This is a genomic window from Klebsiella sp. JN_Kp126, assembly GCF_033843325.1.
In the GTDB taxonomy this organism is placed as follows: Bacteria; Pseudomonadota; Gammaproteobacteria; order Enterobacterales; family Enterobacteriaceae; genus Klebsiella; species Klebsiella michiganensis.
The window spans coordinates 90,616-107,243 of the sequence record NZ_JAWXQV010000091.1; the positions used below are offsets into that span (position 1 = coordinate 90,616).

General features: G+C 60.5%; 18 protein-coding genes. 16 read left to right on the forward strand and 2 right to left on the reverse strand.

Annotated features, from left to right (window positions below; genetic code table 11):
- Positions 1-90: 90 nt before the first annotated feature.
- The gene (speB, locus tag SIK97_RS25100; RefSeq protein WP_004105690.1) at positions 91-1,011 is read left to right on the forward strand and encodes an agmatinase; all 921 of its coding nucleotides are present in this window, start codon (positions 91-93) and stop codon (positions 1,009-1,011) included.
- A 3-nt stretch (positions 1,012-1,014) separates the two neighbouring features.
- On the opposite strand, the gene SIK97_RS25105 is transcribed toward speB, so the two are convergent.
- Complete coding sequence (locus SIK97_RS25105; protein WP_049101237.1) at positions 1,015-2,226, reverse strand: MFS transporter; 1,212 nt, start codon at positions 2,224-2,226, stop codon at positions 1,015-1,017.
- A 427-nt stretch (positions 2,227-2,653) separates the two neighbouring features.
- On the opposite strand from SIK97_RS25105, the gene SIK97_RS25110 reads away from it, so the two are divergent.
- From SIK97_RS25110 to SIK97_RS25175, 14 genes are all read left to right on the forward strand, one after another.
- Positions 2,654-2,977 carry a Rieske (2Fe-2S) protein gene (locus SIK97_RS25110; RefSeq protein WP_049101238.1) on the forward strand — a complete coding sequence of 108 codons (324 nt, stop codon included), beginning with the start codon at positions 2,654-2,656 and terminating at the stop codon, positions 2,975-2,977.
- A complete protein-coding gene (locus SIK97_RS25115; RefSeq protein ID WP_004854141.1) occupies positions 2,974-3,282 on the forward strand; it encodes a recombinase-like helix-turn-helix domain-containing protein in 309 nt (102 codons plus the stop codon). The genes SIK97_RS25110 and SIK97_RS25115 overlap by 4 nt, the downstream gene beginning before the upstream one ends.
- Positions 3,283-3,292: 10 nt before the next feature.
- Positions 3,293-4,315, forward strand: coding sequence for an aromatic ring-hydroxylating oxygenase subunit alpha (locus SIK97_RS25120; protein ID WP_004854140.1), 1,023 nt, complete (start codon positions 3,293-3,295; stop codon positions 4,313-4,315).
- Positions 4,315-5,064 (forward strand): SDR family oxidoreductase, encoded by a 750-nt coding sequence (locus tag SIK97_RS25125; protein ID WP_032751233.1) that lies wholly within the window; start codon positions 4,315-4,317, stop codon positions 5,062-5,064. The genes SIK97_RS25120 and SIK97_RS25125 overlap by 1 nt, the downstream gene beginning before the upstream one ends.
- A gap of 13 nt (positions 5,065-5,077) precedes the next feature.
- Positions 5,078-5,866 (forward strand): IclR family transcriptional regulator, encoded by a 789-nt coding sequence (locus SIK97_RS25130; RefSeq protein WP_057173133.1) that lies wholly within the window; start codon positions 5,078-5,080, stop codon positions 5,864-5,866.
- A gap of 88 nt (positions 5,867-5,954) precedes the next feature.
- Positions 5,955-6,881, forward strand: a complete 927-nt coding sequence (locus tag SIK97_RS25135) for a VOC family protein (protein WP_032751231.1) — start codon at positions 5,955-5,957, stop codon at positions 6,879-6,881.
- Complete coding sequence (locus tag SIK97_RS25140; protein ID WP_032751229.1) at positions 6,878-8,065, forward strand: NAD(P)/FAD-dependent oxidoreductase; 1,188 nt, start codon at positions 6,878-6,880, stop codon at positions 8,063-8,065. The genes SIK97_RS25135 and SIK97_RS25140 overlap by 4 nt, the downstream gene beginning before the upstream one ends.
- Before the next feature lie 26 nt (positions 8,066-8,091).
- Positions 8,092-9,348, forward strand: a complete 1,257-nt coding sequence (locus SIK97_RS25145) for an MFS transporter (protein ID WP_032751228.1) — start codon at positions 8,092-8,094, stop codon at positions 9,346-9,348.
- A 10-nt stretch (positions 9,349-9,358) separates the two neighbouring features.
- On the forward strand, positions 9,359-9,889 hold the full coding sequence (locus SIK97_RS25150; protein WP_004125089.1) for a cupin domain-containing protein: 531 nt from the start codon (positions 9,359-9,361) through the stop codon (positions 9,887-9,889).
- Between the two features lie 9 nt (positions 9,890-9,898).
- Positions 9,899-10,669: an alpha/beta fold hydrolase gene (locus SIK97_RS25155; protein WP_032751226.1), complete on the forward strand. Its 771-nt coding sequence runs from the start codon at positions 9,899-9,901 to the stop codon at positions 10,667-10,669.
- On the forward strand, positions 10,653-11,447 hold the full coding sequence (locus tag SIK97_RS25160; RefSeq protein WP_004125082.1) for an SDR family oxidoreductase: 795 nt from the start codon (positions 10,653-10,655) through the stop codon (positions 11,445-11,447). The genes SIK97_RS25155 and SIK97_RS25160 overlap by 17 nt, the downstream gene beginning before the upstream one ends.
- A 9-nt stretch (positions 11,448-11,456) precedes the next feature.
- Entirely contained in the window at positions 11,457-12,221 is a 765-nt protein-coding gene (locus SIK97_RS25165; protein WP_032751223.1) for an aspartate dehydrogenase, read from the forward strand.
- A gap of 15 nt (positions 12,222-12,236) precedes the next feature.
- The gene (locus tag SIK97_RS25170) at positions 12,237-13,706 is read left to right on the forward strand and encodes an aldehyde dehydrogenase (RefSeq protein ID WP_032751220.1); all 1,470 of its coding nucleotides are present in this window, start codon (positions 12,237-12,239) and stop codon (positions 13,704-13,706) included.
- Positions 13,707-13,720: 14 nt separating this feature from the next.
- Entirely contained in the window at positions 13,721-15,361 is a 1,641-nt protein-coding gene (locus tag SIK97_RS25175; RefSeq protein WP_047722929.1) for a thiamine pyrophosphate-binding protein, read from the forward strand.
- 135 nt (positions 15,362-15,496) lie between these two features.
- On the opposite strand, the gene SIK97_RS25180 is transcribed toward SIK97_RS25175, so the two are convergent.
- Positions 15,497-16,255: a M48 family metallopeptidase gene (locus SIK97_RS25180; protein WP_032692845.1), complete on the reverse strand. Its 759-nt coding sequence runs from the start codon at positions 16,253-16,255 to the stop codon at positions 15,497-15,499.
- 279 nt (positions 16,256-16,534) lie between these two features.
- On the opposite strand from SIK97_RS25180, the gene SIK97_RS29745 reads away from it, so the two are divergent.
- Positions 16,535-16,628: hypothetical protein (locus SIK97_RS29745; RefSeq protein ID WP_168926389.1), on the forward strand; the 94-nt coding region annotated here is incomplete at its 3' end.

Consider the following 16,628-nt stretch of genomic DNA (forward strand, 5'->3'; position numbering starts at 1 on the left):
ATTCAAACCCTTCCTCGTCGGGCCTAACGACGCGGAAGGGTTTTTTTATATTTGTATTTCAATACAACGACTGTAAAAGAGGTCATACCCATGAGCACCTTAGGTCATCAATACGATAACTCCCTGGTATCCAACGCATTTGGTTTTCTGCGTCTACCGATGAATTTCATGCCGTACGACAGCGATGCGGACTGGGTCATCACCGGCGTACCGTTTGATATGGCGACCTCCGGACGCGCGGGCGGCCGTCATGGCCCGGCGGCGATCCGCCAGGTGTCGACGAACCTTGCGTGGGAGCACAATCGCTTCCCGTGGAATTTTGACATGCGCGAGCGCCTGAACGTCGTGGACTGCGGCGATCTGGTTTACGCCTTCGGCGACGCGCGTGAAATGAGTGAAAAGCTGCAGGCCCATGCGGAAAAACTGCTGGCGGCAGGGAAACGCATGCTCTCTTTTGGCGGCGACCACTTTGTGACGCTGCCGCTGCTGCGCGCTCATGCGAAGCACTTTGGCAAAATGGCGCTGGTGCATTTCGACGCCCATACCGATACCTACGCCAATGGCTGCGAATTTGACCACGGCACCATGTTCTACACCGCGCCCAACGAAGGCCTGATCGATCCGCATCATTCGGTGCAGATCGGTATCCGTACCGAGTTTGATAAAGACAACGGCTTCACGGTGCTGGATGCGGGCCAGGTCAACGATCGCAGCGTTGACGATGTGATTGCGCAGGTGAAACAGATCGTCGGCGATATGCCGGTGTACCTGACCTTTGATATCGACTGCCTGGATCCGGCGTTTGCCCCGGGTACCGGTACGCCGGTGATCGGCGGCCTGACTTCCGATCGTGCGATCAAGCTGGTGCGCGGCCTGAAGGATCTGAACATCGTCGGCATGGACGTGGTGGAAGTTGCTCCGGCCTACGACCAGTCCGAAATCACCGCCCTGGCGGCGGCGACGCTGGCGCTGGAAATGCTCTACATTCAGGCGGCGAAAAAAGGCGAATAAGCCTCAGGCGCTCACTGCTGCTGCGCGACGCATGCGCAGCAGCAGCACGCCTCCGGCGCAAAGCGTCATCAGCTGTGATACCACCAGCACCGAGAATCCCGAGCTTACCGATCCCGCCGACTTCATGACCATCCCCATCAGCAGCGGGATAAACGCTGCGCAGATATTGCCGATGCCATTAACAATGCCATAGGCGCTGCCGACCGCCTCGCGCGGCGCATGATGCTGCACGACCGCAGGGATCGCCGCGCCCTGCAGCCCCCAGAAAACGTTCGCCGCCAGCATAAACAGCGCCAGCATCGCCTGCTGGTGGCTGAGCATCAGCGCCAACACCGACAGAGCGGTCAGCAGGCCGCCGATAATAAACAGCACGGGCGCCTGCTCCGGGCGCATCTTATCGAGCAATACCCCGCCGAGAAATTTTGATCCCAGACTTAGCAGAAACGGAACCGCCGCCAGCAGGCCGGTGGCCTGCAACGAGAAGTGATGCTCGTCGCGTAGCCAGGCCGGTAGCCAGGCGCTGCTGCCCCACAGATAGCTGAGGGTGGCGATCTCCACCACCAGGATCCAGCCGAGCAGCGGCGTGCGCCAGGCGAGAGTAAAGGTTTGGATAATACCGGGCTTCGCGCGGCGTTCATTGACGACAGGGGCGGGCAGAAAGCGCCAGATTAATCCGCCGCCGAGCAGCAGGTTCAGCAGCGCCAGGGCGTAAAACGACCCCATCCAGCCGACGTGCGCCATCAGCCAGGTGACCAGCGGAAAGCCTATCGCCAGCCCGAGCGAGACGCCGAGGGCCGTCACGGCGTTAGGTTTACCAACCTCATCGGCGGCGAAGCTATCGCTGATAAAGCGGGTTTTCAGCGAGAATAGCGGCCCCTCGGCAACGCCGAGAACGATGCGCGCGATTAACATTCCCAGCAGCGAGCCCAGCAGCGGCGAAACCGCGCAAACCAGCGCCCATATTGCTACGCTGCTTAACAGTCCCTGGCGATAGTTGAGCCTGCTTTCTATAAGCGGAGTTAATATTAATGCCGAGAAACCATAACCCAGGAGAAAGCATGTCATCAGCATGCCTTGTAACATTCTGTTTTCATTTAAATGAAAGTGAGCGGCGAATTCGGGGTTCAGGATCATTACCGAGATATTTACCCGATCGACGTAAGAAATAATTATTAACAAAAGTAATGCGATAGTACCTTGCCATCTTGCCGCCATGTTTTACCTCTTTTTTAAATTTAATACATTTTGGTTATTATTTTTTTTACGCCGGAAATAATCACCTGACTAAAATGGTTTACCTGTGAAACTCTTTGTTTTTTAAGGTTTAAATAGCGAGTCGTTTCATATGTGAAACAGCATATTTTACCTTTGTGCTCATTTCTAACGATCATTGTGAAAAGAAGTCAACAGGTGCATTTCATTTTTGAAGAGATAGCGTTATTTATAATGAAAGGGCACTTTAAATATCATCATTTCATCTGGCTGCTTTTTTTCGTGATCAATTCCACAGTTAGCTAATTAAAAGGCCATTCATTAACAATTTAATCACATTAGCGCTTGACGAAAGATTCATCGCTTTTATATTGACCGTATTAAATAAGAAACAGAGTTTCATATATGAAACAGAGCCCGGAGGAATGCGATGAGCTGGATTGGCGTGTGTGACGCGGAGCAAGTACAGGAAGATTTCCCCTATAGCGGCAGTATCGACGGTAAAGAAATCGGTATCTATCTGATTGATGGCGAATATTACGCGCTGGAAGACGTTTGTCCCCACGCTTATGCGCTGCTGAGCCAGGGCTTTGTTGAAGATGGCAAGGTGGAGTGCCCGCTGCATGAAGCGGTATTCGACGTCAAAACCGGCCAGTGTCTGTACGGCCCCGGCGGCCGCAGCCTGCATCGTTACCCGGTGCGGGTATACGACAAGCAGATCCAGATTTCTTTTATCGAGGAGAACGTGGCATGAGCGAATCCCTGGACTTTAACCCGGCGTTGCCGGAAAGCCGTCAGTTCACGCCGCCGGCGGAAGGCGGAAACGGCAATATTCACAAGCCCGGCGACTACCCCAATCTGATCTGGCAAACCCGCAGCCGGGTGCCGGAAAGCTGGGAACTACAGCTTATCGCCACCCTGGAAACGCTCTTTGAGCAGGGCGCGGAAACCCTCGGCGAACTGGTGAGCGGCCTGAACGGCGTCAGAATGTACGACCAGCAGGGCGAACCGTGGAGCGAAAGCAGCTTCCAGGCATTTCTGCAGGTAAACGGATACTGAGGACACAGCGATGACGACAACGGTGCAGAACTATCTTGATAAAGGGTTACGCGGCCTGTGGTATCCGGTGCTGGCGAGCTGGGAAGTGCAGTCGGCTCCGGTGGGCATTACCCGCCTCGGCGAACAGATCGTGGTCTGGCGCAATAAAGACGGCCAGGTGCAGGCGCTGGAAGACCGCTGCCCGCACCGCGGCGCGCGCCTGTCGATGGGCTGGAACCTGGGCGATCGCATCGCCTGCTGGTATCACGGCGTGGAAGTGGCCGGCAACGGCGAAGTGAAAGACGTCCCGGCGGTTGACCGCTGCCCGCTGGTGGGTCAGCAGTGCGTTCGCAGCTACAGCGTTCAGGAAGCGCACGGCGCTATTTTTCTGTGGTTTGGCGTCACCGCCGACCAGCAGCCTGATGAGCTGAACTTTCCGCAAGAGCTGGCCGATAGCGACAAATATAGCAACTTCCTGTGTACCGCGGCGTGGAAATGCAACTACCAGTACGCCCTGGAAAACGTGATGGACCCGATGCACGGCACCTATCTCCACTCCTCCTCGCACTCGATGGCGGAAGGCGATCGCAAAGCCGACATGGTGCTGCAGCCGACGAAAACCGGGTTTATTTTTGAGAAGAAAGGGCAGGTTGGCGTTAACTTCGACTGGGTTGAACTGGGCAACAGCGGGGCCTACTGGATGCGCCTCTCTATTCCGTACAAAAAGCGCTTTGGACCTGGCGGTCATTTCTGGATTGTCGGCATGGTGGTGCCGGAAGATAACGACAACTGCCGCGTCTTCTTCTGGCGCATCCGCGGCGTACAGGGCTGGCAGCGCGATCTGTGGCGTTTTATGTACCGCAATCGCCTGGAAAAACTGCACTGGGAAGTGCTCGAACAGGATCGCGTGGTGCTGGAAAGCCTGGCGCCGAATGCCCGCGATCGTGAATATCTTTATCAGCACGACGTCGGCCTTTCCCGCCTGCGCCGCATGATGCAGAAAGCGGCGAAAGAGCAGCTGGCGGCCCTGGAAGAGCAGCAGGGAGCCGCCTGATGAACGGCCTGCTGAACGGGAAACGTATCGTCGTCACCGGCGCGGCGCGCGGCCTGGGCTACCACTTCGCCGAAGCCTGCGCCGGGCAGGGCGCGGCGGTGGTGATGTGCGACATTCTGCGGGGCGAGCTGGCGGAAAGCGCCCATCGTCTGCAGGAAAAGGGCTACCGCATCGAATCCCACGCGATCGATCTCGCCGATAGCGAGTCAGTCGACCGGGTATTCAGCGCTATCGGCGAGCGGGGAGCGATCGACGGGTTAGTGAATAATGCGGCGATGGCCACCGGCGTCGGCGGTAAAAACATGCTCGATTACGATCCGGATCTGTGGGATCGGGTGATGACGGTTAACGTTAAAGGTACCTGGCTGGTGACCCGCGCGGCGGTGCCGCTGCTGCGCGAAGGGGCGGGGATCGTCAACGTCGCCTCGGATACTGCCCTGTGGGGGGCGCCGCGGCTGATGGCCTACGTTGCCAGTAAAGGCGCGGTGATCGCGATGACCCGCTCAATGGCCCGCGAGCTGGGGGAAAAGCGCATCCGCATAAACGCCATCGCGCCGGGGCTGACCCGCGTTGAGGCGACGGAATACGTGCCTGCGGAGCGCCATCAGCTGTATGAAAACGGTCGCGCGCTCAGCGGCGCGCAGCAGCCGGAAGACGTCACCGGCAGCGTGGTCTGGTTGCTCAGCGATCTATCGCGGTTTATCACCGGCCAGCTGATCCCGGTCAACGGCGGTTTTGTTTTTAACTAATAAGTGAGGCGGTATGGCGAACGATCAGGAAGTGAAGTACCTGGTGCCGGGGCTTGAGCGCGGCCTGCAGCTGCTGCTGGCTTTTGGCGAACAGCATCGCGATCTGACCTTCGCCGAGCTGCACCGGCTGGTGGATATGCCGAAAGCGACCGCCTATCGCGTGGTGCAAACGCTGGAGTATATGGGCTTTCTCGAGCGTAACGCTCGCACCAACACCTTTTCGCTGGGGATGAACGTGCTGCGGCTGGGCTTTGAATATATCGCCTCGCTGGATATCGCCCAGGTGGGTCAGCCGGTTATCGAGCAGCTGCGCGATGTCAGCCAGTGCAGCAGTCATCTGGCGATCCGCGATGGCCGGGACATCATCTACATCGCTCGCGTCAGCGCGGCCGGTTCGCGGATCAACCAGGTCAGCGTCGGCACCCGGCTGCCGGTGCACTGCACCTCGCTGGGCCGCATGCTGCTGACCGATGTTTCACGCAGCGAGTTTGACCAGCTGTTCCCGAACGAGCGGCTGCCGGGCAACACGCCGGGCCAGCTGCACGATCGCGAAGCGCTGTGGCAGATGGTGCAGCAGGATAAAGCCCGCGGCTATGTGATTGGCGAGTCGTTCTACCGCCACGGCATCTCGTCGATTGTCTACCCGGTGTATGACCGCAGCGGCCGGGTGGCGGGAGTGGTCAGCATCCTGGTGCCCTCCGATGAGATCCCGCGAAGCGATCGCGAGCGGCTGCAGAACGACGTCAGCCTGGCGGCGGACAAAATTTCCGGTTTCCTGGGGTATTTGTCTCAGGCTAGCTAAATCAAACACTTAACGGCAGGCGCTTGAGTGCGTCGGGCATGTTTTACGCCCAAATTCGGGCGACTGAACGGTAAAGAGGCGACGTAAAATGAGTATTACCGGAATTGAAAAGCTGGAATTTGGCGTAGATGACCTGAACCATAGCGCCAAATTTATGCACGATTTTGGCCTGGCTGGCGATGCCAGCGGCCGCGTGTTTACCACCCTCAGCGGCGCGCGCGTCGAGCTTAACCCGATCGACAGCCCCGACCTGCCCCCAGCGTTTGAAGCCGGCAATACGCTGCGGCGTATGACCTGGGGCGTAGCGGACCAGGCGGCGCTGGAGGCGCTACGTCCAAAGCTGGAACGTCAGCCCGGCTTCCGTAGGGTTGACGGCGCGCTGGAGTGCCTCGACCCGAACGGCATGACGCTGCGGGTGCAGGTCAGCCAGCAAACGGCGGTAGAGCTTAACGTCGAGCCGATCAACCAGTGGGGCGATGTTCGCCGCATCGACACGCCGAGCCCGGTTTACGACCGCGCGCAGCCGATCAACGTCGGCCACGTGGTGTTCTTTGTTGAAGAACTGGCGGCGGTCGAAAGCTTCTATCGCGAGGTGCTCGGCTTCCAGGTGTCAGACCGCTACATCAACCGCGCGGTATTCCTGCGCTGCGGCGCGCGCGGCGGCCATCACAACCTCTTCCTGCTGCAGCTGCCGAACCGCAAACGTGGTCTGAACCACGTGGCCTTCACCGTGCGTGACATCCACGAGGTGATCGGTGGCGGCATTGCGATGAACAAAAACGCCTGGAGTACCTTTATCGGCCCCGGCCGCCACCCGGTCTCTTCGGCCTACTTCTGGTACGTCAATAGCCCCACCGGCGGCGCCTTCGAGTACTACACCAACGATGATTATCTGACGGAGAACTGGCAGCCGCGCGAGCTGGAGCACTCGTTGGTCTCCTTTACCGAATGGGCGGTGGAGGGCGGTATCGACCACGATACTCGCCGCCAGCAGAAAAAAGCGGAGGCGGTATGACGGCGCGGATTGTGATTGTCGGCGGCGGCCAGGCGGGCGGCTGGGCGGCGAAAACGCTGCGCGACGAGGGATTCGACGGTGAGATTTGCGTGGTGGCGGAAGAGGAATGGGATTTCTACGAGCGGCCGCCGCTTTCCAAAGCCGCATTGCTGGATACCGATGCGCAGCTACCGCGCTTGTTTTCGCACGAAGCGCAGCAGGCGCTGAACCTGAGCTGGTATCGTCCGCTGCGCGCGGAGCAGATCGACCGCGAGGCGAAAACGGTGCGTTTGAGCAACGGTGAACGTCTTAGTTACAACATTCTTTTAATCGCCACCGGAGGGCGAGCGCGTCTGCCGGGCGAGGCTTGGGCGGCGCACCCTCAGGTTTATACCCTGCGTCACTGGCAGGATGCGCAGCGTCTGAAAAGTCGTCTGGCGGAAAGTCAAAAACTGGCCATTGTCGGTGGCGGCTGGATTGGCCTTGAGATTGCCGCCTCGGCGCGGAAAAACGGCGTGGCGGTTACGCTGTTCGAGCAGCAGCCTGCGCTGTGCATGCGTTCGGTGAGCGGCGAGGTGTCGCAACGCTTAGCGGCAATTCATCGCGCGCAGGGCGTGGATATCCGTACCGGCTGCGGCGCGCTGGAGCTGGAAGATAATAACGGCCTGCCGGTCATTCACTGTGACGGTAAGCGCGAAATTTATGATGCGGTGGTGGTGGGGATCGGGGTCGATCTTAATCTCGAACTGGCGCGCGACGCGGGGCTGAAAACCGAGCGCGGGATCGTTGTGGATACCCAGGGGCGAACGTCGGATCCGTTCATCTTTGCTGCCGGGGATGTGGCGCAGCATCATCACTACGGCCTGTGCATCCAGTCCTGGGCCTTCGCCCAGAATCAGGCGGTGGCGACGGCAAAAGCGATGCTCAATCCCGATGCGCCAGGCTACGACGACGCGCCGTGGCTGTGGTCGGATCAATATCAGCACAATATCCAGATCCTCGGTATTCCGCAGCCGGGCAGCAGAACGATAGCGCGTGAAGATTCGCTGTACTTCTCGCTGGACGAAAACGGGCGGCTGACGCAGCTGGTGGCGTTCAACGATGCGCGTACCGTCAAGCTGGCGAAGCGCTGGATGGCGGCGGGGCGAGATTTATCCGCTGTACCGCTCGCCGACCCGGCTTTTTCACTGATGTCGTTGCGATAGCTAACCCGCACCCTTAAGGGGGAGAAATGACCACATTAGAGACTAACGCCGCGCCTGCTGAGGCGAGCGGCGAGGGCATCCGCACGCCTGAAAAAGCGGTTCGCTGGGCCATTCCGCTGTCGCTGCTGGCCTGCGTACTGCTGGCGTTCTTCGACAAGATCAGCATCGCCGCGCTGTTTTCCGATAGCCACTTCCAGCAGGCGATGGGCATCGATTTCGACACCACTCGTCTGGGCATCCTGATGAGCGCTTTCCTGCTGAGCTACGGATTTTCCTCGGTGCTGTTAAGCGGTCTGGGCGACCGTATCGCGCCGCTGCGTCTGCTTACCGGGATGATGGCGGTGTGGTGCATTTTAATGCTGGTGATGGGCTTCACCCACAACTACACGCTGATGGTGACGCTGCGAATTTTGCTGGGTATCGCCGAGGGGCCGCTGTTCCCGCTGGCGTTCGCTATCGTCCGCCATACCTTTCCGCAGCACCTGCAGGCGCGGGCCACCATGCTCTGGCTGCTTGGGACGCCGGTGGGCGCGGCGATTGGCTTTCCGCTATCGATTTGGCTGCTCAACACCTTCGGCTGGCAGAGCACCTTCTTTGTGATGGCGATGCTGACGGTGCCGGTACTGATTTTTGTGCGCATCGGGCTGCGCGGCGTCAGGCTGGAGGCGAAAGCCAGCGGCGGGCAAACGTCGCAGGAGGCGCGCCGCAGCGCCCGCCGCGAACTGTTTGTCAGCCCGCACTTCTGGATGATTTGCATCTTCAATATCGCCTTTCTCGCCTATTTGTGGGGCATCAACGGCTGGCTGCCCGGCTACCTGATTAAGGGCAAAGGTATCCATCTTGAACACGCCGGCTGGCTGTCGTCGATGCCGTTTATCGCCATGCTGCTCGGCGAAATTATCGGCGCCTGGCTGTCAGACCGCGTCGATAAGCGCGCCGCTGCCTGCTTTATTTCCCTGGCAGGTGCAGGTATTGGCCTGGCGGCGGTGATGCATTTCACCACGCCGCTGCCGGTGATCGCGGCGATGAGCTTTAGCACCTTTATGTGGGGGACCGGCGCGCCGAATATCTTCGCGCTGCTGGCCAAGGCGACCCATCCGCGAGTCAGCGCCACCGCGGGCGGAATTTTCAACGGGCTGGGAAACTTTGCCGGGGCGCTATCGCCGGCGGTGATGGGCGCGCTTATCGCCTTCACCCACAGCATGGATTCCGGGCTGATTTTTCTGGCGGTGATGGCGGCGGTGGGCTGCGTCCTGTTACTGCCGCTGCTAAGACGTTACTGAGGATAAAACGATGACTGATTCAACCGTAACCGCAAAACCGAGTCTGAAACCTGAACATCTGACGATGGAAGAGTGGGTCGAGTCGCGTATCGCGCGCTTTGAAGGCCGTAAATACGACTGGAATGCGCTGAAGTTCCAGGCGGATTTCGACCCGAAGTATCGCCGCGCGCAGATGCGCTATATCGGCACCGGCGCGACCGGCGTCGCCAGCGATAGCAATACCGTTCAGGCGGAACACTTCACCTTCTCCACCATGGTATTGCCGTCCAAATGCGAAGGCCCGCTGCACCTGCACGATGATGTGGAAGAGGTGTTCTTCATGCTCAAAGGGCAGATCACCCTGATGATCCAGGATGGCGACAGCTATACCGAGACCGTCCTGCGCGAACGCGATCTGATTTCCGTTCCGGCCGGAATCTATCGCGGACTGTTCAACCACGGCGAGGAAGAGGCGCTGATGTGCGTGATGCTCGGTACGCCAAAACCGCATATTCCGACCTACCCGGAAGATCATCCGCTGTCGAAAGTGAAGCGTAGCTAAGGAGCGATGATGACGGGTTTTCGTGAACAAGGAAGCGGTACGCCGCTGACGCTGCTGCACGGCATCAGTTCCGGCGCGGCCTCCTGGCATAAACAGATGGCGCTTCCCGGCTACCGCGTGCTGGCCTGGGATATGCCCGGTTATGGCGAAAGCCCGATGCTTACGACGGCGAGGGCGGATGCCGGCGACTACGCTGATGCGCTGGCGCGGATGCTCGACCGGGCCGGGGTGCAGAAAACCGTACTGGTCGGCCATTCGCTGGGCGCGCTGGTCGCCGCCGCTTTTGCCGCCAGGTATCCGCAGCGCGTGCGGTATCTGGTGCTGGCCGACGTCGCTCAGGGCTACGGCCAGGCGGCAGCCGCGCAGCGGGAAAAAGTCTGGCAGGGGCGTCAGCAGCAGATGGCGCTGGGCGGTGAGGCGATGGCCCTGGGGCGGGCGGCGAAGCTGCTGCGCGCCGGCGCGCGCGAAGCCGATGTGGCGACGGTTGCGGCAGGCATGCGCAGATTGCGCAGTGAAGGCTATCTCGCCGCCGCCTGGATGCTGGCGCACGACGACATCCACCGCTGGCTTGCCGATTATCGCGGCCGCTTCGCCGTGTGGTGCGGCGAGCAGGATGCTATCACCCAGCCCGAGCTGGTGCAGGGGGTGGCGCTACGCTACGGCATGCCGTACACCGCTATCCCGCAGGCCGGGCACGCCAGCTATCTCGATAACGCGACGTTTTTTAATCAACAGCTTTTACGCATAGGGGAAGAGGTGCGCGATGAATGCACAAATTGAAGGACGCGTCGCGGTGGTCACCGGCGGCTCGTCAGGGATTGGTTTCGAAACGCTGCGCCTGCTGCTGGGCGAAGGGGCGAAAGTCGCCTTTTGCGGCCGCAATCCGGACCGGCTGGCCAGCGCCCACGCGGCGCTGCTAAACGAATATCCCGCCGGGGACGTGTTTTCCTGGCGCTGCGACGTCCTGAATGAACAAGAGGTCCAGGCCTTTGCAAATGCAGTAGAAGCCCATTTTGGCGGCGCCGACATGTTGATAAACAACGCCGGCCAGGGCTATGTCGCCCATTTCGCCGATACGCCGCGCGAGGCCTGGCTGCACGAAGCCGAACTGAAACTGTTCGGGGTGATTAATCCGGTCAGGGCGTTCCAGCCGCAGCTTGAGCGGTCGGATATCGCCTCAATTACCTGCGTGAACTCGCTGCTGGCGCTGCAGCCGGAAGAGCACATGATCGCCACCTCCGCCGCCCGCGCCGCGCTGCTAAATATGACGCTAACCCTGTCGAAGGATCTGATCGGCAAAGGGATTCGCGTCAATTCCATTCTGCTGGGCATGGTCGAATCCGGGCAGTGGCAGCGCCGTTTTGCAAACCGCAGCGATAAGAGCCAGAGCTGGCCAGAGTGGACCGCCGACATCGCCCGCAAGCGCGGGATCCCGATGGCGCGGCTCGGAAAACCGCAGGAGCCGGCGCAGGCGCTGCTGTTTCTCGCTTCTCCGCTGGCTTCGTTTACCACCGGCGCGGCGCTGGATGTGTCCGGCGGCTTTTGCCGTCACCTGTAAGGAAAGATGATGAAAAAGGTGATGTTAATCGGCTACGGCGCGATGGCGCAGGCGGTCATTGAACGGCTGCCGCCGCAGGTGGCGTTAGGCTGGATCGTAGCTCGCGAGCCGCACCATGCGGCGATCCGCCAGCAGTTTGCCGGGGCGGTTGCGCCGTTGAGCGATCCGCTGCAGTGCGACCAGACGCCGGATCTGGTGCTTGAATGCGCCAGTCAGCAGGCGGTGGCGCAGTACGGTGAGGCGGTGCTGGCCCGCGGCTGGCATCTGGCGGTGATCTCCACCGGCGCGCTGGCGGATAGCCAACTGGAACAGCGCCTACGCCAGGCGGGCGGCAGGCTAACGCTGCTGGCGGGCGCGATAGCCGGTATTGATGGCCTGGCGGCGGCGAAAGAGGGCGGCCTTGAGCGCGTGACCTATCAGTCGCGTAAAAGCCCGGCCAGCTGGCGCGGCAGCTATGCCGAGCAGCTGATCGATCTTAGCGCGGTACATGAAACGCGGATTTTCTTTGAGGGCAGCGCCCGCGAAGCGGCGCGGCTGTTTCCGGCGAACGCCAACGTGGCGGCAACCGTGGCGCTGGGCGGCATTGGTCTTGATGCCACCCGGGTGCAGCTGATGGTGGATCCGACGACGCAACGCAATACCCATACGCTGCACGCCGAAGGGCTATTCGGCGAGTTTCACCTTGAACTGAGCGGCCTGCCGCTTGCCAGCAATCCTAAAACGTCGACCCTGGCGGCACTGAGCGCGGTACGCGCCTGCTGCGAACTGACATAACGCAGAGAGGCTGAGATGGACGAGTTAGACATTTTTATCGGCGGCCAGTGGCGGCGCGGCGGCGGCAACCTGATGCACAGCCGCTTTCCGGCGGATGGAGCGCTTAACGCTTCGCTATATGCGGCCAGCCTGGACGATCTGCAGGAGGCGATCGACTGCGCCGATCGCGCATGGCGGGAGCCGACGTGGCGGGCCACGCTGCCGCATCAGCGGGCAAAGATCCTGCATAAGGTCGCCGATCTGATTGAAGCGCAGAGCGACGCGTTAACCCGCAAGCAGAGCCGCGACAACGGGAAACCGCTGGCGGAAGCGCGGGGTCTGGTGATGAGCGCGGCGGGCACCGCGCGCTATTTTGCCGCCGCCTGCGAACTGCTGGAGGGCGAGCTGCCGACGCCGCGTCAGGCGGATCTGCTGACCCTGAGCCGCTATGAACCGCTGGGCGTGGTGGCGGCGATTACGCCGTGGAACTCGCCCATCGCCAGCGAAATGCAAAAAGTTGCGCCGGCCATCGCCGCGGGGAACGCGGTGATCCTCAAGCCGGCGGAAGCGACGCCGCTGATGGCGCTGGAGCTGGCGCGCATCTTTGAGCAGGCCGGGCTGCCCGCCGGGCTGCTGAGCGTGCTGCCGGGCAAAGGTTCGGTGATTGGCGATGCGCTGGCTCGTCATCCTAAGGTGCGCAAAATTTCCTTTACCGGCGGCACCGCTACCGGGCGGCATCTGGCGCACGTGGCGGCGGAAAAACTGATCCCGGCGTCGCTGGAGCTGGGCGGCAAATCGCCGACCATCGTGCTGGAAGATGCCGATATTGAACAGGCGGCGCGGGGTATCTGCTACGGCATATTCAGCTCCGGCGGCCAGGCCTGCATCGCCGGATCGCGTCTGTTCATTCATGAGAAAGTCTATCCGCAATTAATGGCCCGGCTGCTGGAATTAACCCGCGGACTGCGGGTGGGCCATCCGTTTAGCGCCGACACCCACGTCGGACCGCTGATTAACGATAAGCATCGCCAGAGCGTGCTGGCGTATGTCGAACTGGCGAAGCGCGAAGGCGGTAGCGTGCTGTGCGGCGGCGAGATCCCGGCGGATCCGGCGCTGGCGGCGGGCAGCTACTTCCTGCCGACGATCGTCGAGGGACTGAACAACCAGGCTCGCGTCTGTCAGGAAGAGATCTTCGGGCCGGTGCTGGTGGCGCTGCGCTTTAGCGATGAAGCGGCGCTGATCCGCGAGGCCAATGACTCCGTCTTCGGGCTGGCGGCGGGGATCTGGACGCGCGATACCGGCCGCGCTCTGCGCCTGAGCGAACAGCTGGAGGCCGGTACGGTGTGGATCAACACCTATAAGGTTTTCTCTATTTCCACCCCGTTTGGGGGCTTTAAAGAGAGCGGCCTGGGCCGCGAAAAAGGTATCCAGGGTCTGAAGGCCTGGATGCAGCAGAAGAGTATTTATCTGGCGACGGGTAATAGCGTCAACCACTGGTGCGATTGAGAGAAGGGTGAGCAATGAGCGAAATGATAACCGTCGGCGACGCCATCGCCAGAACGCTGGAGCAGTATCATGTTGAAGCCATGTATGGCGTCATCTCTATTCACAATCTGCCGATCGCCGATGCCGTCGGCCAGCGGGAAAAAATCCGCTTCGTCCCGGCGCGCGGGGAGGCGGGATCGGTGACCATGGCTGACGCCCACGGGCGTTTTTCCGGGCTCGGCGTGGCGTTGACCAGCACCGGGGCCGGGGCGGGCAACGCCGTCGGCGCGCTGGTTGAAGCGATGAACGCTGGCACGCCGCTGCTGCACCTCACCGGCCAGGTTGAAAAAGCCTGGCTGGATGCCGATACCGGGTTTATTCACGAAACTCGCGATCAGCTGACCTTCCTGAAGGCCAGCTCAAAGCGCGCTTATCGCATCAGTAGCGCCAATCAGGCGGTCGCTCTCCTGCATAAAGCGATTCAGGAGGCGCAGACGCCGCCTTGTGGCCCGGTCTCGGTTGAAATTCCGATTGATATTCAGAGCGCCAAAATACCGCTTTCGCTGCTGACCGCGCCGTTGAGACGCGCTTCGGCTGTGGCGCCGGAATCGTCGATGGTTGATACGCTGTGGGCGCAGCTTAAGCAGGCGAAGCGGCCGCTGCTGTGGCTCGGCGGCGGCGCCTTAGAGAGCAGCGAGGCGGTGAAGGCGCTGGCGGATGCCGGGATGACGGTGATTTCCAGCACCCACGGCCGCGGCATTCTGCCGGATGGCCACCGTGCCAGCCTGCGCGCATTTCACAATTCGCCGTCGGTTGAAGCGTTGATTTCACACTGTGATTTCACACTTGTCGCCGGTTCACGGTTGCGCAGCAACGAGACGCGTTCGTGGACGCTGGAGCTGCCCGCGCCGCGGGTGCAGATTGATATCGACCCGGCGGCGGCCAGCCGTAACTACCTGATGGACAATACGCTGGTGGCGGACTGCCGCGCGTTATTAGGCGCGCTGGCGGAACGAGCGCAGGGGCGCATATGGGGCGACGCGCGCTGGGATAGCCAGATAAAAGAAGCGGTGGCGATCGCGGAGCAGGGGCTGCGCGAGCAGTGCGGCGATTACGCCAGATTAAGCGACGCTATCGCGCAGGCGCTGCCGGAGAGCGGCATCCTGGTCCGCGATATTACCGTATCCGGTAGCCTGTGGGGCAGCCGCCTGTTTCGCGCCCACGGTCCGCTGATGAATATTCACTCGCTGGCCGGGGCTATCGGTATGGGGCTGCCGATGGCGATCGGTACCGCTATTGCCAATCCGCAGCGTAAGGTGGTGGGGCTGGTCGGCGACGGCGGCCTGAGCCTGAACCTCGGTGAACTGGCGACGCTGGCTCAGGAAAAGGCTAACGTGACGCTGCTGATTATGAACGATGGCGGCTACGGCGTGATGCGCGGTATCCAGGATAAGTATTTTGGCGGCCGCCAGTATTATAACGAGCTGCATACGCCAGACTTTACGCTGCTGGCACAGGCCATCGGTCTGCAGGCGTGGAGCGTCGATCGGGCGGAGGATTTCCAGGCGGTGATGACCGAAGCGCTGGCGATGCCGGGGCCGTCGGTAGTGGAGGTGAAAATGGGTGAAATTGGCGCGCTGCGCTTTGCCGGCCCGCCGCAGAAGACGCTGTACTAATCTGGCGGCGAGCCCGCATGCCGCCTCCGGGGGAAACGCCCGGCTTGAGGGCCCATACCCTCTTCTTACCGGGAGAGGGGTGGAGACTCCGCAGGGCGTTCCTCTTCACTATAAACAGTGAGAGTCCGCCGGGGCTTACTTAATCCCGTCGGCCTTCATGCGATCGCGGATATGCTGAGCGCGTGCTTCCGATGCCGGGTGGTCATCAAACATGGAGCTTTGGCGTCCGGCTTCCAGCTTCGCCAGTTTCTCGAAGCTGGTGGCAAGTCCTGCCGGATTAATGCCGCGCTTGCGCAGCAGATCGTACGAGTAGTCGTCCGCTTCCGATTCCTGACGCTGGGAGAACTGCGAGTTCACCAGCTTCTCGCCCAGATCGCCCAGCTGCGACTGCGACAGGCTGCCGACGATGCCGCCCGCGGAGGCCGCCGCCGCGCGTACCGCGTTGGTGCCCAGCGCTACCTGCATCCCTTTCTTCACGTGGCCCAGCGCGACGTGACCCATTTCGTGGCCGATAACCGCTTCGACTTCATTATCATTCATCAAATCCATCAGTCCGCTGTAAACGCGGATGCAGCCGTTAGCCATGGCGAAGGCGTTAACGTCTTTAGTTTGATACACCTTGTAGTTCACCGGCTGGCCGTTGATGTTGTCCCCCAGCGCGGCGGCGATTTTACTCAGGCGTTTGCTGTATTCACTGCTGGCAGGCGCGATAGTCGCTTTCGCATCCATCTCCTGACAGGCTTTGTCGCTTAAGGTTTTCACCTGCTCGTCGCTGAGCGAATAAGCCTGGAAAGCCTCCGCGCCGGAGCTAAGCAGGCCGTTGGAATCCATGTTCTGGCATCCGGTAAGCGTCGCTGCGATCCCAAGGGCAAGAAGAGCTGAGCGAATTTTCATTTTTTTATCTTCCACAATCTTATGGTTATTTATCCGAAAAAACGGCGATGGCTGCCTGCCGTATCCTGTGCAAATTATAAATACTATATGAGAATGCGGGCGAGAGGATTACGCCGTAGCACAACGTGTTCCAGAGATTTCTTAAACGGCAAAAGGATGCTCCATGTACATGCTTTGCCGCTTAGGTTACATTGTTCACACTTTTTTCCGGCGTAGCCCAAAACGCGCTGTCGTCAAGTCGTTGCGGGCATGGCCTTCATTATCCGATCTGGAGTCAAAATGTCCTCACGTAAAGAGCTTGCTAACGCTATTCGTGCGCTGAGCATGGACGCAGTACAGAAAGCCAAATCCGGTCACCCGGGTGCCCCGATGG